A 17,796-nucleotide genomic window follows, 5' to 3' on the forward strand; every position below is an offset into this window, starting at 1 on the left:
GCGCTATAAAAAAACTGTAAGTATGAAAAAAATAATATTTGTTTTACCATTGTGTGTAGTTTTTGCTTTTTGCGGCAGTTCAAAAAAAGCAGCTACATCGGTGTCACCAGGCATTTCTAATGTTAATGTAAGTCGTAATGATACTATGACAAGTGTAGCGAATGCATCGTCTTCATTAACTTCATCAGATAAAGACTTTGCTTATACAGCAAAGCATGATACTACTTTAAATGGAACATGGATACTTGAAGGAATGGCAGGAAGCGACGGGGCATGGACAAGTACTCAAAGCATGAATAAAGATACTACTGCAACTGTTACCGACACAGCTATGGTCGTTACTCCTGATACAACAGCTACTACTACTGAAGCTTCTTCTGTAGCAACTACAGGGAAAAAAGGAAAAGGAAAGAACAAAATTAACAGGAAAGCGTTGTATGACTCAGCGCAGGCACGCCTTAACCTTGATTATAAATCCACTTCAACATTTGACACCACGGCTGAACCATACAAATACTGGACACGCACACCATCAGTTACGCTTAATGCATCTAACCTTGTATTTACCGGCAACACAGGATGTAACAGCATGAGCGGAAGCTTTAATTTTAGCAATAAAGACATTAAGTTTGGCCGCAATATCGTTACTTCTAAAATGAGTTGTAATGAATACGATGAAACAAAATTTCTTTCTGCTTTGAAAAAAGCTGATAATTATACTTTAAATGGTAATACCCTCGAATTAAAACAAGGCTCCACTTTGTTGCTAACGTTTAAGAAAGCATAGTCTTACAAATCTTAATATAAAAAAGCCGGTAATAATTTTTATTACCGGCTTTTTTATATTATCCTGATTGTAGCTGCTTCTTACTATAAACTCAAAGGCTTCTCTCCGCAACTTCTAATAAAACTTTCTTGTCAGCTTCGGTCAAAATGCAGGAGGTGTCCTGTAAAAAATGGGTTTTAAAAGCTCTGATAGCCGATATTGAATCTCTTACATCATACCCGATAATTCGTAAAGCGCGTACACTATTAAAGCTATCAGGAACAACAACATTTGTTGTATCGCCGTACCATACGCCATACCCGCTGTCGGCAAGGGTTTTCCAGGGAAAGTATTTGCCGGGGTCTGCCTTACGGGATGGGGCAATATCAGAATGGCCGATAAAGTTATTAGCAGGTATTGAATATTTTAATTTTAAAGTATCAAGCAATTGAAACAGGCTTTTCATCTGGGGTTCAGTAAAAACCTCAAAACCATTATTATCAATCTCAATACCTACTGATGCAGAGTTAATATCTGTAAGGTTACCCCATTTTGCAATACCGGCGTGCCAGGCTCTTAAATAATCATTAAGCATGTGGTGTACAGAGCCATCTTTACAGATTACATAATGCGCACTTACCTGCGTACGGGGAAGCGTAAATGTTCTTAGCGTTTGCTCACAACTGTTTTGCGCAGTGTAATGGATGATTACAAAATTCGGTTTACGCATATTGAAATTTGTAGTGCCTATCCAATAAAGCGGATTATTTTGCGTAGTGAAAAACAGTGAAGGAGTGCGCCTCACTTCCTTTGCGTATAGCTTTGCCTGTCTTTTGTAGCTTTTATTCGCTTGCCTGTAAGGCTGGTAGCTACAGCTATAGATCGCGAGAAATAAGATAATGACTAATGAACCGAGAAGGCGTTTATCCATAAAAAGGCTTGGGATGATTTTATAAGAACCTAATAATAAATTTAGTAGAAAAAGTAGCAGACTCATTTGGGTTAAGTACTTTTAAACCGATACCATTATTAAATGCATCGGGGGCAGCACTCAAATTTTCAATAGCTATACTTTTACGATGGTCAGGAGTGAAAATCTGCAGGTAAGGATACGAGGCTGACGGATAAAACTCAACCTGTACTTTCCTTTTCGGATTTCTGAGAACACACAAAGGTTCGCATTCGGCAAAATTTAAAGTAAAACAATTGTCAAATGCAGTTGTTCCCAAACTTTTTAAAGAGGCAAATTCTTGGTAAGGCAAAGCTTTTCCTGTGGGTACCAGGGTCTCGTCGAACTCAAGCATTTCCTTGCTTTGAAATTCTAGCTGATAATCGTTTACGTTATCGCCAAGGGTGAAATAAGGATGCCATCCATCAACCAAAGGCATAAGTTTATTATCAATATTGGAAACTGTCGTTTTTATCGTTAAAGCGTTCCCGGCAGCAAGCTTATACTCAACGGTACATCTGTAGCAAAAAGGGAATCCTTCCTCTATATTATTGTAAACATATTCTAATACTACAAAAGCAGTATCTGCATCAGAATAATCTTCTGTTATTAAAAAGTCTGCATTAAAGAGAACGCCATGAATAGCATCGTTGTCTGACAGGTATTTTTTAAGCTGATAATTTCTTTCTCCAAACTTATACTTTGCATTTTTTATTCTGCATGCATATGGCGATAATTTTGCACTTCTAAAAAAGGGGGTTATTTTCTCTTTTGCTTCCTGGGGACTTGAAAAGCCTTCAACTACATTTAGTTCCTCTTGAGTGCCAGATGCACTAAAGTTATTAAGCAAAGCGCCAAAAGCATAAATTTCAGCGAAAGTATTATTAGACAAGTCTTTTAAAGTTATAATGCGATCATCTCCTCTACCTGATATAATAGTCTGAAAAGCCATAAAAGCATAATTAAGATTAGTAAGAGTTTTTATAAGTTTCTTGTCTGATTCGTTTGTTTCTACGCTTCTCTGTGCCAGCATAAGGAACAAAACGAAATTACCTGGTTGCAATTAATATTATCATTGAAATCTTAAAACCATTTTTGAAACTTTTCAAGACAGAAGGTCCTCAATTCCGTTGTATTACACAAAAGTTCTATTTTTAGGAAAAGCTAGAAAATTATTTATTTACGCCCATTGTAAGGCCGACATGTAGCAAATTAAATAGCCAAAAGTAGGAGGATCTGTATTAATTAAACGACAATAAAAAGTCTACATTTACCTCGTTCCATATAAGTTCTTTACTTTTTATTTCTATAAATTTATAAACAGCTTTTAATTCACAGGCTGTATAACCTTCTTTTTCTTCTTCCACTAACTCCTGCAGAATGGCCAAAGATGCATCATCTACAGCTCTAATAATTGATTTTATTTCGGCGACAGAATATGTTGTTGGTTGCATAGAAAACTATTTTTTACAACAGGGCGGGATTGGCGAGGAGTGGTTTGTTTTGTAAAACTAAGCACGAATCTTATAACGTTTATACAAATGCTTTTATTTTATTTAAAAAAATTATAAAAAGCATTTTTTGCCGTAATGACTCTACAAACCCTTCTTTGCATAAGACAACTTTTACTGTAGAACGTTTACTACAGTAATTGATTTTTAATCATATTCTTTTTGGTAGCTGAATTTTATTGGAAGTTCTTTTTTTTTTAAATGAGATTGCTTTGTTATTTTTTTGTGATAACCTTTTCATTAAATTGTTCAAACATTGCCCTGTAAATCGTTTCCTGGATGAAGGATCTTACATTCATTTCCAGCAACTTCTTGTTCTCTCCGTCTGGTGTTACCCTGTTAGATAAAAAAATGTAAACAAGGTTGTAAGCAGGATCTACCCAAACGCAGGTACCTGTAAAGCCGGTATGACCAAAAGTTAGCGGAGAAACACTGAGAGCAGGATATGGATCTAGTCTTACAAAATTGTCCTTTTCCGGTTTGTCAAAGCCCAATCCTCGACGACTTATATTGCTTGAGTAAGCAGTAAATGTATCAATAGTTTCTTTTTTAAGATAACGAATGCCGTTTAATTCTCCTCGATTTAAAAGCATTTGGTACAATTGAGCAAGATCATATGCATTACTAAATAATCCTGCATGGCCGGAAACTCCTCCAAACATTGCTGCTCCCGGATCGTGGACATCTCCCCGTAATAGTTGTTGTCTCCACGCAGTGTCATTTTCAGTTGGAGCAATTGTATTTATCGGAAAATGTCCGCGTGGCTTAAAGGTTGTTGTAGTCATACCAAGGGGCGCGTAAAATGTTTCTTTTACATAATCTTCCAGTTTTTTACCGGTTATAGCTTCTACCACCTTTCCTAAAAAAATAAAATCGTTGTCGCTATACACATATTTTAGCGGTTCGCCCAATTTACTCAGCAATATTCTGTGGTACATTGTGTCTTGCCAGTCATTGCGCAGGTACAGGTCTTCCGCCACTTTTACAGAAAATTCTTTTGTAGGTTTTTTGCTATAAATATTAGGTAAAGGATGCCCCGCTTTGTCAAGGGTTTCTTTATAAAACGGAATAAATGGCACCAATTGCGCCTGGTGCAGCAGAAGATTTCTAAGCTGAATGTTTTCTTTGTTACTTCCTCTTACCCAAGCCAGGTAATTGCCTAATGTTTTATCAATGTCTAATTTTCCTTCTTCGTATAGTTTCATCACAGAGACTGTAACTGCTGATATTTTGGTAACAGACGCCAGGTCGTACATCATATCCTTAGTTACCGGTTCTAAACTATCATAATTGGTATAACCGTAAGCCCGCTGAAATGCTACTTTTCCATCTTTTGCCACTAACACTACACAGCCCGGAGTGGCATGTTCCTCAATAGCATCATTTGCAATTGAATCAATCTTGTTGAGCATTGCTGATTGTAACCCAACACTCTCAGGCAGAACCTCCGGAAAATATTTCTTTACTGTAATTCCTGTTCCAAACCTAAGGATATCATCTACAGTTACGGATAGCTTCCCTTTTGGTATTATTTGACCTTTTAAAATACCGGCTGCCGCCTGTTGCGTTATATCATCATCTTCATAACAAGCTATAAGATTGGAAGCCGTTGCTGCAATATTTTTAATGGCGTAAGGATTCCCAAAAACAAAAGTTATAGCAGTCATTTGTGCCTGCACCTGGTTTATTAACTCGTAAGCTGCATTTGAAATACCAAATTGATTAGCGGGCCTGCGACTATAATTATGCACTCCTATTACTACAGTATCATATTTATTTTTTAAAACAGATAACAATGAATCTGCAGCCCCTGTACTTTCCTTGTAGTTGAAAGTATATAACGATGCTCCATAATCTTGTTTAAGCTTTTTTGCAAAAGCGTTTGCAGAGTCAACACCTATACCCAGAAAAGCAATTTTTTTTGCTCTAAGAGGGATATAATCTTTGTTTGAAAGTTTTAAAAGAGTAATTGCATTTTCGGCAATCATTTTTTTTATTTCGTTTGTATGTGCGTTTAAGTCATCTACAAGGTCTTCTGTTTTTATTGGCTCTATATGATTCAACCCCAAATTATATTTTGCGAGAAGTACTTTTTTAATCCTGTCATTAATATCGCTTCTTTTTAATTTTTTTCTCCTGATAGCCTTTCGTATTTTTTTTATACTTCCCTTAATATCTTCCGGCAGGCAGAGCAGGTCGTTACCTGCAATCAAAGATTGAACTGACGCTTCCCCTGCAGGATAAAATTTCGTTACACCTTTCATTTCGAGGGCGTCAGTAAAGGTAAGGCCGGTAAAGCCAAGCTGCTTTTTAAGCAAACCGGTAACATTATTATAAGAAAGTGAGGTTGCCTGGTTTGCTGTAGTATCAATAGCGGGAATATATAAGTGTGCACTCATTACACTGCCGACACCTTCTTTTATCAGTTCGCGGAAGGGGTACAATTCCAACGAATCAAGTTGTTTAAGGGTTTTATTAATTACCGGTAAATCGAGGTGAGAGTCAACACTTACATCGCCATGACCAGGAAAGTGTTTGGCACAGGCCATTATCCCTTCGTCCTGCAGGCCTTTCATATATTGTGTACCAAATAGCGCCACCTTATATTTATCCTCTCCAAAGCTACGATCGTTAATAACCGGGTTTGCGGGATTATTATTAATGTCAACATCAGGTGCAAAGTTTACCTGTATTCCCATTCTTTTGCATTGTTGCCCGACTGCCTGTCCAAATTGTCTTACCAGCTGTGCATCAGGAACTGCTCCTATCATCATTTGACGAGGAAAATTAATTACGCTGTCAAGCCTCATGCCCAAACCCCATTCACCGTCAATGGTTATCAGCAGAGGAGTTTTTGCAATGGATTGGTAATAGTTGGTAAGATTAGCCTGGCGTACAGGGCCGCCCTGAAAAAAACATAAGCCGCCAACTTTGTATTTTTTTATTAATTCTGTAACCGACGCAACGTGTTCTTTACCAAGATTGCTATGTGCCCTTACAACCATCAGTTGCGCTATTCTTTGTTTTCTGTTTAAAGATTTGAAAACACTATCCACCCACTCCGTGGCAGGTAAATTACTTTTATACTGGCTAAATGAAGTAGTGGAAATAAAAAAAAGAATAAAACCGGTTAGCAAAGATTTCATCATAATGTTACTTAAAAATTGCAACACAAGATAATGGAATCGGCAATGCCAACAGGTGTTCCCCCTTTTTCGAACTGTATAATTTCTTCAGAAACTTCTTATAGTACTTTCATCCATATTGAAATGTTATGAGGTGCAACTTCATCGCCTCCAAAGTAGGGGTAAAGCTGGTATCCTTCTGCTTTTGTTGTTTTACTTTCTCTTGGCATGGTTTGCGACTTGCCATTCAGGGTAAAAATATAAACACTTTCGCTTACTTTAATTGAGCAGTTGTTTTCAGTTCCAATATCTATTGAACCCAACTCTTTTGAGCTTCTTATACTATTATTATATGTATAACCAAATAAACGGAGAGCATTATTGCTCCATCTCCAGCCAAATCTCGCGCTATACTGTTGGTGTTGGGCATTATTATCGCTAAAACCAAACAATTTATTAATGTCTTCCTGGTTAGCCGGGTCTGTTGTCTTATAGATTGCAGTACTGTCAAATTTTACAACGAACGATAAGGATGCATATTCGACAAGTTTGTATGTGCTTTTATCGCAGTACTGCTGCCCCTTTAAAATTTTGTACTCAATTAATTGATTGTTAGCGGCAGCGGATAGGTTGTGAAAAGTGGTAGAGCTGGCATTCGCGGTTATATTACCTGTAATATTGTCAACCGATTTTGTGCAGGATGCTAAGAAAAGCACCGCGATCGTTGCAGAAATTAATTTCATTCTCATAGAATAAGTCTTCTTTAAAACTTGGACGGGTATAAAAAGAAAACGCAAACAAAATTCAAATATTGTTACGATAACGGAAAATGCAGGGGTAGAACACTAATTTTACATTTTATTAAATATTAAGAAAGTGCCGGATATTATACAATTATTACCAGATAACATAGCGAACCAGATTGCGGCGGGGGAAGTAATTCAGAGACCGGCAAGTGCAGTAAAAGAGTTGTTGGAAAACGCGGTGGATGCTTCTGCCACAGAAATTAAGCTAATAGTGACTGATGCAGGCAAAAACCTGGTACAGGTAGTAGATAATGGAAAGGGTATGAGTGAGACTGATGCGAGAATGGCTTTTGAACGTCATGCTACGTCTAAAATTTCTAATATCGAAGACCTTTTTAAAATAAAAACAATGGGTTTCAGGGGCGAAGCCCTGGCATCTATTGCAGCTGTTGCACAGGTAGAGTTGAAAACACGAAAGACGGATGAAGAACTGGGCACATGCATTGAAATCGAAAACAGCATTGTAAAAAGCCAGGAGCCTTGCGCTACTGCTGCCGGAACAAACATCTGTATGAAGAACCTTTTCTTCAATGTACCTGCGAGAAGAAATTTTTTGAAAAGTAATGCTGCGGAATTGCGTCATATTGTTGACGAGTTTATAAGAGTGGCAATGGCCTTTCCTCATATTTTCTTTTCCCTTACCAGTAATGGACAACAAGTATTTCACCTGGAAGCTGGAAGCCTGAAACACCGTATTTTACAGATATTAGGAACAGCATATAGTGCAAAGCTGGTAAATGTAAGAGAAGAGACCGACTATATGAACATTTATGGTTTTGTAGGCAAGCCTGATACAGCTAAAAAAACCCGTGGTGATCAATATTTTTTTGTAAACAGCAGGTATATAAAAAGTGCTTATTTAAATCACGCCGTAATGAATGCCTTTGACGAAATGATCGCAAAGGACAGCTTTCCTATGTATGTTTTGTTTATCGATCTTGACCCTTCCCAAGTCGATATAAATGTTCATCCTACAAAACAGGAGATAAAGTTTGAAGATGAAAAGATTGTTTATGCTTTTGTGCAAGCAGCGGTAAAACATGCACTTGCCCAGTTTAGCATTGCACCTTCGCTCGATTTTAGTCTTAATGCAGATATCCAACAAATGGAAGCTATTTCAAAACCAGCTAATGAAGACAGGCTGCAATCAATTGCTTCATCTAACCTCTTTAAGACATTCACCCAAAAAAATCAGGCTCATAAAATTGAGGGAACTAACCGAAGTGAATTAAAACATTGGAAAGATTTTTATGAACCGTCGTCTCTGGAACTGCCTTCTGATTTGGGATCTGTTACCGAAACCGGTAAACTTGAGCAGGAACTCGAATATTCAGGTTATTCACTATTAAAACAGGGACCCCAAATCCGTCTTTTGCCTGATGCAACCCTCGTTCAACTGCATAATACCTACATTATTACGCCTACGTCAGAAGGATTTTTATTGATACATCAGCAGCAGGCACATGAAAGAATACTATATGAAAGATATATTGAAGCGGCTAATGGAAAGCAAATGCCAGCCCAGCACAGCCTGTTTCCATCTACAATCGAATTAAATGCGACAGATTCTGTTCTTATGGAAGAATTATTGCCTGATTTAAAAGTACTTGGTTACCTGATAGAGCCTTTTGGTAACAATACATTTGTAGTACAAGGCACTCCTGCCGACATTTTACAGGGAAATGAGAAAATGGTGATCGAACTATTGCTCGAACAATATAAGCATTTTACAAGCGATATTAAGTTTAGTAAAAGGGAAAAATTAGTAAGATGTGTGGCAAAACAACAAGCCATTAAAACTGGAAAAGCCATGGCTCAAAAAGAAATGATGGTGTTGAAGGAAGAATTATTCCGTTGCCAGGTGCCCAATGTTACTCCTAACGGCTCCCCGACTTACCTAGAGTTTAAGGGTGATTATTTAGAAAGAATGTTTGGCCGGCAATAACTTTTTTTTACGATTTTTTTAGTTGAGTATGCTCATCATTGAGCTTTTTAAACCATTGACAAAACATCTGGAAAGAATAGTTTTAGCAAGAAATAATTGAATTCTCATTTATAATACAACTTGCTTCAACAAAGAGATTTAAAAAAAATGAAGCAGAAGTTGATAAAGTTAAATTATTGCCAGTCATTTCCGTAAAAATTCCTAACACTTTATAAAGACTGCCTTAAATCAGCTTCGGCATGACAGTTTAAGAATGTAACTTCGCGTCTATGTCTAATTATTTGAATGAACTGAATGAGCAGCAGCGTGAGGCAGTTATCCATAAAGAGGGGCCGATTATGATCGTAGCCGGGGCGGGAAGTGGTAAAACAAAAGTACTTACGACTCGCATCGCCCATTTGATGAGTGTACATAAAATTGATGCTTTTAATATATTGGCGCTGACTTTTACAAACAAAGCAGCTGCAGAAATGAAGGAAAGGGTGGAAAAAATTCTCGGCAATACCGAAGCGAGAAATTTATACATCGGAACATTTCATAGCGTATTTGCAAGAATATTACGAGCAGAGGCGCCAAAAATAGGGTATCCCAACAATTTTACTATCTACGATACTGATGACAGCCGCAGCGTGCTGAAAACAGTAATAAACGAATTAAACCTCGACGATAAACACTATAAACCAAATGTAGTTCACAATCGTATTTCACAAGCTAAAAATGCTTTGGTCGGCCCGGTGGATTACCAGAATGACTATTACATTCAGCAGGAAGACCAGCGGGCAAACCGGCCATTGATTAGTCAAATTTATCAGGGCTATGCTGCACGTTGCTTTAAGAACGGAGCAATGGATTACGATGATTTATTGTTTAAGATGTATGAACTGCTGCGTGATTTCCCGGAAGTCTTGTATAAGTACCAGCACAAATTTAAATACATAATGATTGATGAGTACCAGGATACAAATGCGGTACAATATCAAATCATAAAACTGCTGGCTGCCGTGCATGAAAACATTGCAGTCGTTGGTGACGATGCACAAAGTATTTATAGCTTTCGCGGCGCGACTATCGAGAATATTTTGCAGTTTCAGAAAGATTATGATGACGTAAAAGTGGTAAAACTCGAGCAGAATTATAGGAGTACACAAAGCATTTTAAACGTTGCCAACGAGGTTATTAAAAATAATAAAGGTCAGATACCCAAAGATTTGTGGACGCAAAACCTCGAAGGAGAAAAAATAAGACTTGTTCGTAGCATGACAGATAACGATGAGGGAAAATTTGTTGCGGACACTATACAAGAACAAAAGCTGCGCAATCATTTTTATAATCGTGATTTCGCTATTTTATACCGTACCAACGCCCAAAGCCGGTCCTTCGAGGAAAGTCTTAGGAGAATGGGGATTCCCTATAGAATTTATGGTGGGTTGAGCTTCTATCAGCGCAAAGAGATCAAGGATGTTTTGGCTTATTTAAGAGTTATTGTAAATACCCGGGATGAAGAAGCATTGAAAAGAATTATTAATTATCCTGTTCGCGGAATTGGTAAAACTACCATAGAGAAGGCTGTGATTTTAGCGAATGAGCATAATATAAGTATGTGGGATGTAATAAGTAAAGCCGGGGAATTTGGTTTTAAGGCAGGAACCCTTGAGGCTGTAAATAATTTCGTCACAATGATCCGGTACTTTCAAAGTATGCTCACCAGCAAAAACGCATATGATGTGGCCGTGCAGGTCGGCAAGCATACAAATATTGTAAAGGAACTTTTCAATGATAAAACGACGGAGGGGCTGGCTCGCTATGAAAACATACAGGAGTTACTAAACTCTATAAAAGAATGGACGGAGAGCCCGAGTAATGATGATGGTGAATTGGGGGATAAATCGCTCGGGAGTTATTTGCAACAAATAACATTATTAACAGACGCTGATGACGACAAAGAAAACAGTGATGTGGTAAAATTGATGACAATACATGCCGCAAAAGGCCTCGAATTCTCATGTGTATTTGTGGGCGGAATTGAGGAAACGTTATTTCCAAGTGCTATGTCAATAAATACGCGCGAAGAGTTGGAAGAAGAACGCAGATTATTTTATGTAGCTGTCACCAGGGCAAAAAAGCATTTATGGTTAACGTATGCAAATACCCGTTACCGTTTTGGGCAGTTGGTACAAAATGAGCCCAGCCGGTTTATAGCAGAAATGCCGGAGCAATATATAGATAAAAGTTTTGCAGGTGGCGGCGCGCGTAACCAGGGATATAACGACTTTGGTGGCACTTCAGCTTTTGCAAGAATGAATGGAGGTTCTCAAAACAATGCAGCAAGAGTAGCTGAAAAATATGGACCTCCGCCAAACAAAAGAGAATCGAAACCCGCATATATGCCTGCTGCTCCTGTTACCCCGAAGGTGGTTGAACATAAACCGTCCGCCGACTTTGCCGCAAGTGATACCTCTGGTTTGCAGGCAGGGCAAAGGGTGGAGCATCAGAAATTTGGTTTTGGCGAAGTTTTAAAGATGGAAGGAGCTGCACATAACCCTATTGCTACGGTGAATTTTGAAAATAACGGGGAAAAAAAGATTATGTTAAACTATGCTAAGCTGAGAATTGTAGAATAAGTAGGATATTTCACAATTTTGACGGGTAAAAAGATGTAAATCAGAAAATGGCATGATAATAGTATCAATGTCTAAAATTTTTATATGAAAAAAGCAATCATCTTATTATCAATGGGTTTTGCACTTGCTTATTGCACTCCATCTCAGCAGGCAGACCAAACAACAACAAGCAGCAGCACTACAACTGATAGCACCGGAACATCAGGAACTTCGGGCATGGGAACTTCAGGTACCGGTACAGATGCCTCTAGTGGTACTACAGGTAGTGGAACAACAGGCGGAACTACTACTGATACTACAGGTAGTGGAACCACAGGTGGAACAACAGGTGGAACTACTACTGACACTACTACTGCGCCGCATAAATAAAGTAATTAATGTAAAAAATCAGAGCCTCAGTATTTGTAAAAAATGTTGGGGCTTTTTTTATTAATCGGTAAGTATTGGCATCTCAATGCGTCCTGCTTCTTTCGATTTTTGTTCTAGAATGATGAGAAGTCACAGCTCTTGATAAGGCGTGAAAAGTGAGAAGCGGTTGTAACGGATATTTCAAAACTGCTGACGTTTTTTTATTTCTCATCCTAAAATACGCATAAATATGCGATAGGGCGGCATTTACCTCTGCTGTATTTTTGTGGTATGATTAAACTACTGATATACGAAGATAACCCGCAATTGAGGGAAGGACTTACTATGCTCCTTAACGGTTCTGATGGTTTTGAAGTGCTGGCTTCTTTTAAAAATTGCAGTAATGTGTTGCAGGAGCTTAGAATCTATAAGCCTGACGTGATTTTAATGGATATTGATATGCCGGGTTCGGATGGCATCGAGGGCCTTAAACAGATAAGGTTAGTTGATAATGAAGTGAAGATTTTGATGCTTACAGTTTTTGATGACAACAAAAATGTATTTGAAGCAATAAGCAACGGCGCAAATGGGTACGTATTAAAGAAAACTCCTCCTGCTAAGTTAATAGAATATATACAGGAAGCAAATTCTGGCGGTGCACCTATGACTTCTTCCATTGCTACTCAAGTTTTAAAAATGTTTTCTTCTTTACATAGTGAAAAGGGAGAAAATTACAATCTTTCTGAAAGGGAAAAGCAAGTATTGCACCTACTAGTAAATGGTTATAGCTATAAAATGATCTCTGCCGAAATGTTTATTGCTATTGACACTGTTCGTTCTCATATAAAAAAAATATATGAAAAACTTCACGTAAACTCTAAAAGTGAGGCAGTTGCAAAAGCTTTTAAAGACAGAATAGTATAAGAGTTGTTTAAAATTATTGTGCTATAACTACAAATTCAGTCCTTCTGTTCATTGCTCGTCCGGCCTCTGTTTTGTTGTCTGCAACTGGTTTCGTTTCTCCAAAACCTTTGTAGAGTAAGCGTTTTATATCTATGCCTTTAGTAACGAGATAATCAACCACTGCCTTTGCGCGGCTTGTTGAAAGTTTAAGATTTTCTGCTGGCTTTCCTACATTATCTGTATACCCGTTTATTTGAAGTTTTAGCGTTGGGTTTTCGGTTAGTAATTGCAACAATTTGTTTATTTCTATGAGACTTATTTCCTGCAATTGTGCCGAATTTGTTTCAAAAAAGATATTTTTTAAAACAAGCGAAGCATTTAATTCAATAGGTTTTAGCGGAATATCTTTATTATAAGTGCTATCTGGTTGATTTTTACTTAAAGGAAATATTTCGCTATAAAATAAATATCCTTTTCTGTTAACAGTAAAAGTGTAGTCCTTTCCTACGGGTAATGTTATAAAATAATTTCCTGTTTCGTCTGTTTGCACGTTGCTAACGGTTTGCTGGTTAGTATTATCAACAAGTTCGACGGCGCTTGGCAAGCCTTTGCGTGTTTTTATATCATACACTTTTCCCTTCACATATAAGGTTCGTGCTGGCCGCACGTCAGGCCTTAATTCAAACGTATAAATATCTAATCCTCCGCGGCTATCACTTCTGTCGCTTGCGTAAAAGGCTGTTTTCCCATCCGCACTTACAAACAGGCTTCCTTCATTTTCTATAGTATTAATAGGATACCCTAAGTTTTCGGGATTGCTCCATTCGTTATTTGGTCCTTTTCTGCAAAGGAAAATATCACTGTTACCATAGCCAGGCAAGCCATCGCTGGTAAAGTATAGAGTGGCATTATCTGCATGAATAAAAGGCGCAAGTTCATCACCAACCGTATTAATAGATGAACCCATATTTTTAGCTGGTCCCCATTTGCCATTAGGCATGCGATAACTAACATATAAATCTTTACCGCCATAGCCACCCGGCCTGTTACTGCTAAAATACAACGCTCTTTTATCTGGGCTTAAACTTGGCGAGCTTTCCCAGCTTTCTGTATTAATGTTTCTTCCCAGGTTTTCCGGCTCACTCCATCCTGTAGGTGTATAATAAGAGATGTACAAGTCGAAGTCGCCGTATCCGCCGGGAAAATTGTAACCTGCAAAAATGAGCCATTCTCCATCCTGTGAAATGTTGATTGCACCTTTTGAAGGCTCTGCATTTATATCTCCATTAATAAGTTTTGACTTGGAATATTTTTTTTCATCCAGAATTGTAGATTCAAAAAAGTCTTCACGAAATCCTTCGCCTCTTCTCGTAAAAACAAACATGCTGTCATTTATGGTAATAGAAGGGTAGTATTCACTCTTTTCAGAGTTTACGCTATCGCCTAAATTTATCGGTGCAAATACATAGTTTCCAACCGGATTTTTATTGCCATACTGTACGCCAAACTCGTAAGTTCGTTTACGATACTCACCGCTTTTACGGCTTCTGTCGCTAAGTTCTTTTATTGAAAGAAATTGGTTAATAGCATTTAATGCGTCATTAAATCGGCCAAGACCGGCAAGATTTATTGAATAGGGAAGGTAGAAAAAACGAAAATAGGACGTATCAATTGCTTTTCCTCTTTCAAAATATTCAACGGATGTTTTATAATCTTTCAATTCTCCGTAAACGCTTGCTAAAGACAAAATCGCATCTGCGAATTTTCCATCTGTTTCAATTGCTTTCTTTAAAAGAGGAATAGATTCTTTAAACTGGTCGTTTTGCAGCCTAAGTAAGGCTCTTTCGTATAGATCGATTGCTTTTTTATTTACCTTATCTGCATTATAAGTTTGTGCAGCGACCGACAAAGCAAGCCCTATAAAAAATAAAAAAAAAGTGGTTTTCATAAATACTGTTGAAATAAAGGTCGTGAAACTTTTTTTGAAGTTCGTTGAATTTTCGAACCCAACATAACCTCTTTGCCCTCTTTATAAAGGAGAATTAATTTAGTTTTTTACGCACCAAAAGAATTGCCGAACTTTTTCTAATGCTCAGTATTTAAAAATAAATTTTGCTTCTCTTACTTGAGAACTTCTGAAAGTTTATTAGTTAAGTCCTGGCCTCTTAAAGAGCTCGCAATTATTTTTCCGGCAGGATCAACCAATACATTAAAAGGAATACCATCAAAACCATAAGCCTGCACTGCGGCACTTTCCCACTGTTTAAGATCACTCATATGTGTCCATGTTAAATGGTCTTTTTCGATAGCTTTTTGCCATGCTGCTTTATCCTCGTCTAATGATACGCCTAAAACAGTAAAGTTTTTATTTTTAAATTGATTGTAGGCAGCCACAACATTTGGATTTTCCTGACGGCAAGGTCCGCACCAGCTAGCCCAAAAATCAATCAACACGAATTTTCCTTTGAAGCTGCTTATGCTAACTGGTTTTCCATTTACATCATTCATAGTTAGGTCAGGGGCCGGCTGATTGAGTAATGCATAGGTTTTTTCGGCTGTTTGTTCTGGCGCCTTTACAGCAAGCATACTCTTTATTTTTGCAAGACCTGAGTGCTCAGGGAATCTTTTTGCGGTTGCATCTACCATTGATTTAATTTCTTCGTTTGGTATTGTCTGGCTGGCAATGCCAAGAGCATACAAAGAAGCAGAAGGACTGTTTGTATTATTAATATAATCTTTCAACATCTTGTTCAAACCTGCTATTTCCTGGTCGTTTCTTGTTTGTAAAGCCTCCGCTGCACTGTCATGTCCGGGAAGTGCCCGAACACTATCAATTTTTTTGAATGTTATAAGAATGGCAGAATCTTTACTGCGGTAATCTTCAAATAACTTATGCAGACTTTCAGAAGCAGGCGAACCTTCTACTGTATAATTTCTATAGTCATTTATATCAAGATGAAGTTTTATATCATTATTGTCATTTATCAAAACGACATCAGGACCGTTTTCAATTACTAACCTGTAAATGCCTTCTTCACTTGCCCGTCCTCTTAAAGTAAATGAACCTTTATCTTTAAGAATTGTAGAGTCGAAAATCACAGGTTGGGCTATTCCGTAAGGAGTTTCCATCAATAGCACTTTTTTGCCCGTAGCATTTTCTATAACTCCGCTTACAATAAAAGCACCGTGTTTTTTCTGCTGACACGATGCCATTACAACTACCAACAGTGCTAGGTATAATATTCTTTTCATGCTTTTTAGAACAATTTTTTTAAATCCGTTTTTTTTTATTATTTAAGTTTTTCTTCAAGAATTTGTGTGGCCACTTTTGGGTCTGCCTTTCCTTTGCTTACTTTTTTTACTTCACCTACAAATAATCCTATTAATCCTTTTTTACCTTTTTTATACTCTTTTACCTTTTCAGGCATTTTGTTAACTACTTCATTTACCCATGCCTCAATATCTGCACTTCCGCTTACCTGTAGCAGGTTAAGTTCAGTTGCTATCTGCAAAGGTTCTTTTTCAGGATATTGCAATAAGACTGGTAAAATTTTTAATGAGGCTACAGAAAAGTTCACTTTGCCTTCATCTACAAGCGATATTAGATTTGCAAGAGTTTTGGGCTGTAAATCAATTTCAGCAAAAGAAATGTTTTTTTCATTTACTACCTGTCTCAACGGACCCAGCATCCAGTTTGCAATAGCTTTATAGTTTTTTGAAAACTCCGTTGTCTTTTCAAAAAAAACGGCGGTAGATTTTTCATCGCATAGCTGGCTCGCATCATATTCGTTCAGCCCCAGGGAAAGGTAACGCGTATATAAGTCATTAGGCAAAGCTGGAAGGGAAGCTTTTATGCCTGAAATAAATTGTTCTGTTAATTGAAAAGGTGTCAAATCAGGCTCGGGGAAATAGCGGTAATCATTTGCTTCTTCTTTATCGCGTATAGCAAAAGTAGTATCTGTTGCTGCATCAAAGCTGCGGGTTTGCTGTATAATGGTTTCACCTTTCTCAACCATTGCAATCATTCGATCGATTTCGTATTCGATTGCTTTTTTTACATTTCTTATCGAATTGAGGTTTTTCACTTCGACCTTAGTTCCCAGGGTTGTTTTGCCTTTTAAACGAATAGATACATTTGCATCGCATCGAAGACTGCCTTCTTCCATATTTCCGTCACACACATCAATCCATCTTACCAGCTTTCTTATTTCGGTTACATATTGAAAGGCTTCTTCGGCCGATTGCATATCAGGCTCTGTTACTATTTCAATTAATGGCACGCCTGCCCGGTTATAATCTATACAAGTATAATTTTCATCCGCGTCATGAATGCTTTTTCCCGCATCTTCTTCAAGATGAATACGGTTAAGCTTTACATTTTTTTCACCCTTGTTTGTTCTTATCAACACATTTCCCCCTTTACATATAGGAGTAGTATGTTGTGAGATCTGGTAGCCTTTAGGAAGATCAGGGTAAAAATAATTTTTTCGGGCAAAATAATTATATTCTTCAATTTCACAATTACACGCTAATCCCATTTTAATCGCATATTCGACAGCCTTTTTATTTGTTTTTGGCAATGTGCCGGGATGGCCTAAAGTAATTGGGCTAATATGTGTGTTAGGTTCGGCGCCGAAAGATGCACTGTCACCCGCAAACAATTTGCTTTGGGTATGTAACTGGGCGTGAACTTCTAGGCCAATTACAGCTTCGTATTTTTCGTTTGCATTCATTATACAAAAATAAACAACCCCTTGACAAAGGGGGCAGTAAAGGTATTATTATTAAAAGTAAGCAGGAGTTTAAGAGTTGTTACAAAATT

General features: G+C 37.7%; 13 protein-coding genes. 5 read left to right on the forward strand and 8 right to left on the reverse strand.

What is annotated here, in order from left to right; genetic code table 11:
* Window positions 1–22: 22 nt before the first annotated feature.
* Window positions 23–787 (forward strand): META domain-containing protein, encoded by a 765-nt coding sequence (locus B154_RS30600; protein WP_018613083.1) that lies wholly within the window; start codon window positions 23–25, stop codon window positions 785–787.
* Between the two features lie 91 nt (window positions 788–878).
* On the opposite strand, the gene B154_RS0107540 is transcribed toward B154_RS30600, so the two are convergent.
* The 5 genes from B154_RS0107540 to B154_RS27920 form a co-directional block, all read right to left on the reverse strand.
* Entirely contained in the window at window positions 879–1,697 is an 819-nt protein-coding gene (locus B154_RS0107540) for an N-acetylmuramoyl-L-alanine amidase (RefSeq protein WP_026260036.1), read from the reverse strand.
* A 19-nt stretch (window positions 1,698–1,716) separates the two neighbouring features.
* Complete coding sequence (locus B154_RS0107545) at window positions 1,717–2,748, reverse strand: aldose 1-epimerase (RefSeq protein ID WP_018613087.1); 1,032 nt, start codon at window positions 2,746–2,748, stop codon at window positions 1,717–1,719.
* Window positions 2,749–2,956: 208 nt separating this feature from the next.
* Window positions 2,957–3,169 carry a hypothetical protein gene (locus B154_RS0107550; protein WP_018613089.1) on the reverse strand — a complete coding sequence of 71 codons (213 nt, stop codon included), beginning with the start codon at window positions 3,167–3,169 and terminating at the stop codon, window positions 2,957–2,959.
* A gap of 272 nt (window positions 3,170–3,441) precedes the next feature.
* Entirely contained in the window at window positions 3,442–6,375 is a 2,934-nt protein-coding gene (locus tag B154_RS0107555; protein WP_018613091.1) for a serine hydrolase domain-containing protein, read from the reverse strand.
* Between the two features lie 95 nt (window positions 6,376–6,470).
* Window positions 6,471–7,094 carry a hypothetical protein gene (locus tag B154_RS27920; RefSeq protein WP_018613092.1) on the reverse strand — a complete coding sequence of 208 codons (624 nt, stop codon included), beginning with the start codon at window positions 7,092–7,094 and terminating at the stop codon, window positions 6,471–6,473.
* A gap of 133 nt (window positions 7,095–7,227) precedes the next feature.
* Between B154_RS27920 and mutL the strand changes: the two genes are divergently transcribed.
* From mutL to B154_RS0107580, 4 genes are all read left to right on the forward strand, one after another.
* Window positions 7,228–9,102 (forward strand): DNA mismatch repair endonuclease MutL, encoded by a 1,875-nt coding sequence (gene mutL, locus B154_RS0107565; protein ID WP_018613094.1) that lies wholly within the window; start codon window positions 7,228–7,230, stop codon window positions 9,100–9,102.
* 269 nt (window positions 9,103–9,371) lie between these two features.
* The gene (locus B154_RS0107570) at window positions 9,372–11,723 is read left to right on the forward strand and encodes an ATP-dependent helicase (protein ID WP_018613096.1); all 2,352 of its coding nucleotides are present in this window, start codon (window positions 9,372–9,374) and stop codon (window positions 11,721–11,723) included.
* 84 nt (window positions 11,724–11,807) lie between these two features.
* Entirely contained in the window at window positions 11,808–12,092 is a 285-nt protein-coding gene (locus tag B154_RS27925) for a hypothetical protein (protein WP_157580551.1), read from the forward strand.
* Between the two features lie 270 nt (window positions 12,093–12,362).
* Window positions 12,363–12,995 carry a response regulator gene (locus B154_RS0107580; RefSeq protein ID WP_026260038.1) on the forward strand — a complete coding sequence of 211 codons (633 nt, stop codon included), beginning with the start codon at window positions 12,363–12,365 and terminating at the stop codon, window positions 12,993–12,995.
* Between the two features lie 13 nt (window positions 12,996–13,008).
* On the opposite strand, the gene B154_RS0107585 is transcribed toward B154_RS0107580, so the two are convergent.
* The 3 genes from B154_RS0107585 to gatB all read right to left on the reverse strand — a co-directional run bounded on the left by B154_RS0107585 (window position 13,009) and on the right by gatB (window position 17,707).
* Window positions 13,009–14,922, reverse strand: a complete 1,914-nt coding sequence (locus tag B154_RS0107585) for an OmpA family protein (protein ID WP_018613102.1) — start codon at window positions 14,920–14,922, stop codon at window positions 13,009–13,011.
* 173 nt (window positions 14,923–15,095) lie between these two features.
* Window positions 15,096–16,226 (reverse strand): TlpA disulfide reductase family protein, encoded by a 1,131-nt coding sequence (locus B154_RS0107590; RefSeq protein WP_018613104.1) that lies wholly within the window; start codon window positions 16,224–16,226, stop codon window positions 15,096–15,098.
* Between the two features lie 38 nt (window positions 16,227–16,264).
* The gene (gatB, locus tag B154_RS0107595; RefSeq protein WP_018613106.1) at window positions 16,265–17,707 is read right to left on the reverse strand and encodes an Asp-tRNA(Asn)/Glu-tRNA(Gln) amidotransferase subunit GatB; all 1,443 of its coding nucleotides are present in this window, start codon (window positions 17,705–17,707) and stop codon (window positions 16,265–16,267) included.
* Window positions 17,708–17,796: the final 89 nt, after the last annotated feature.

It is taken from the genome of Segetibacter koreensis DSM 18137 (genome assembly GCF_000374045.1).
GTDB classification, from domain to species: Bacteria; Bacteroidota; Bacteroidia; order Chitinophagales; family Chitinophagaceae; genus Segetibacter; species Segetibacter koreensis.

Excerpts from the sequence above, each read along its gene's own strand:
- B154_RS30600 (WP_018613083.1), top strand. The coding sequence starts at position 23 with ATGAAAAAAATAATATTTGTTTTACCATTGTGTGTAGTTTTTGCTTTT.
- B154_RS0107540 (WP_026260036.1), bottom strand. The coding sequence starts at position 1,697 with ATGGATAAACGCCTTCTCGGTTCATTAGTCATTATCTTATTTCTCGCG.
- B154_RS0107545 (WP_018613087.1), bottom strand. The coding sequence starts at position 2,748 with ATGCTGGCACAGAGAAGCGTAGAAACAAACGAATCAGACAAGAAACTT.
- B154_RS0107550 (WP_018613089.1), bottom strand. The coding sequence starts at position 3,169 with ATGCAACCAACAACATATTCTGTCGCCGAAATAAAATCAATTATTAGA.
- B154_RS0107555 (WP_018613091.1), bottom strand. The coding sequence starts at position 6,375 with ATGATGAAATCTTTGCTAACCGGTTTTATTCTTTTTTTTATTTCCACT.
- B154_RS27920 (WP_018613092.1), bottom strand. The coding sequence starts at position 7,094 with ATGAAATTAATTTCTGCAACGATCGCGGTGCTTTTCTTAGCATCCTGC.
- B154_RS0107570 (WP_018613096.1), top strand. The coding sequence starts at position 9,372 with ATGTCTAATTATTTGAATGAACTGAATGAGCAGCAGCGTGAGGCAGTT.
- B154_RS27925 (WP_157580551.1), top strand. The coding sequence starts at position 11,808 with ATGAAAAAAGCAATCATCTTATTATCAATGGGTTTTGCACTTGCTTAT.
- B154_RS0107580 (WP_026260038.1), top strand. The coding sequence starts at position 12,363 with ATGATTAAACTACTGATATACGAAGATAACCCGCAATTGAGGGAAGGA.
- B154_RS0107585 (WP_018613102.1), bottom strand. The coding sequence starts at position 14,922 with ATGAAAACCACTTTTTTTTTATTTTTTATAGGGCTTGCTTTGTCGGTC.
- B154_RS0107590 (WP_018613104.1), bottom strand. The coding sequence starts at position 16,226 with ATGAAAAGAATATTATACCTAGCACTGTTGGTAGTTGTAATGGCATCG.
- gatB (WP_018613106.1), bottom strand. The coding sequence starts at position 17,707 with ATGAATGCAAACGAAAAATACGAAGCTGTAATTGGCCTAGAAGTTCAC.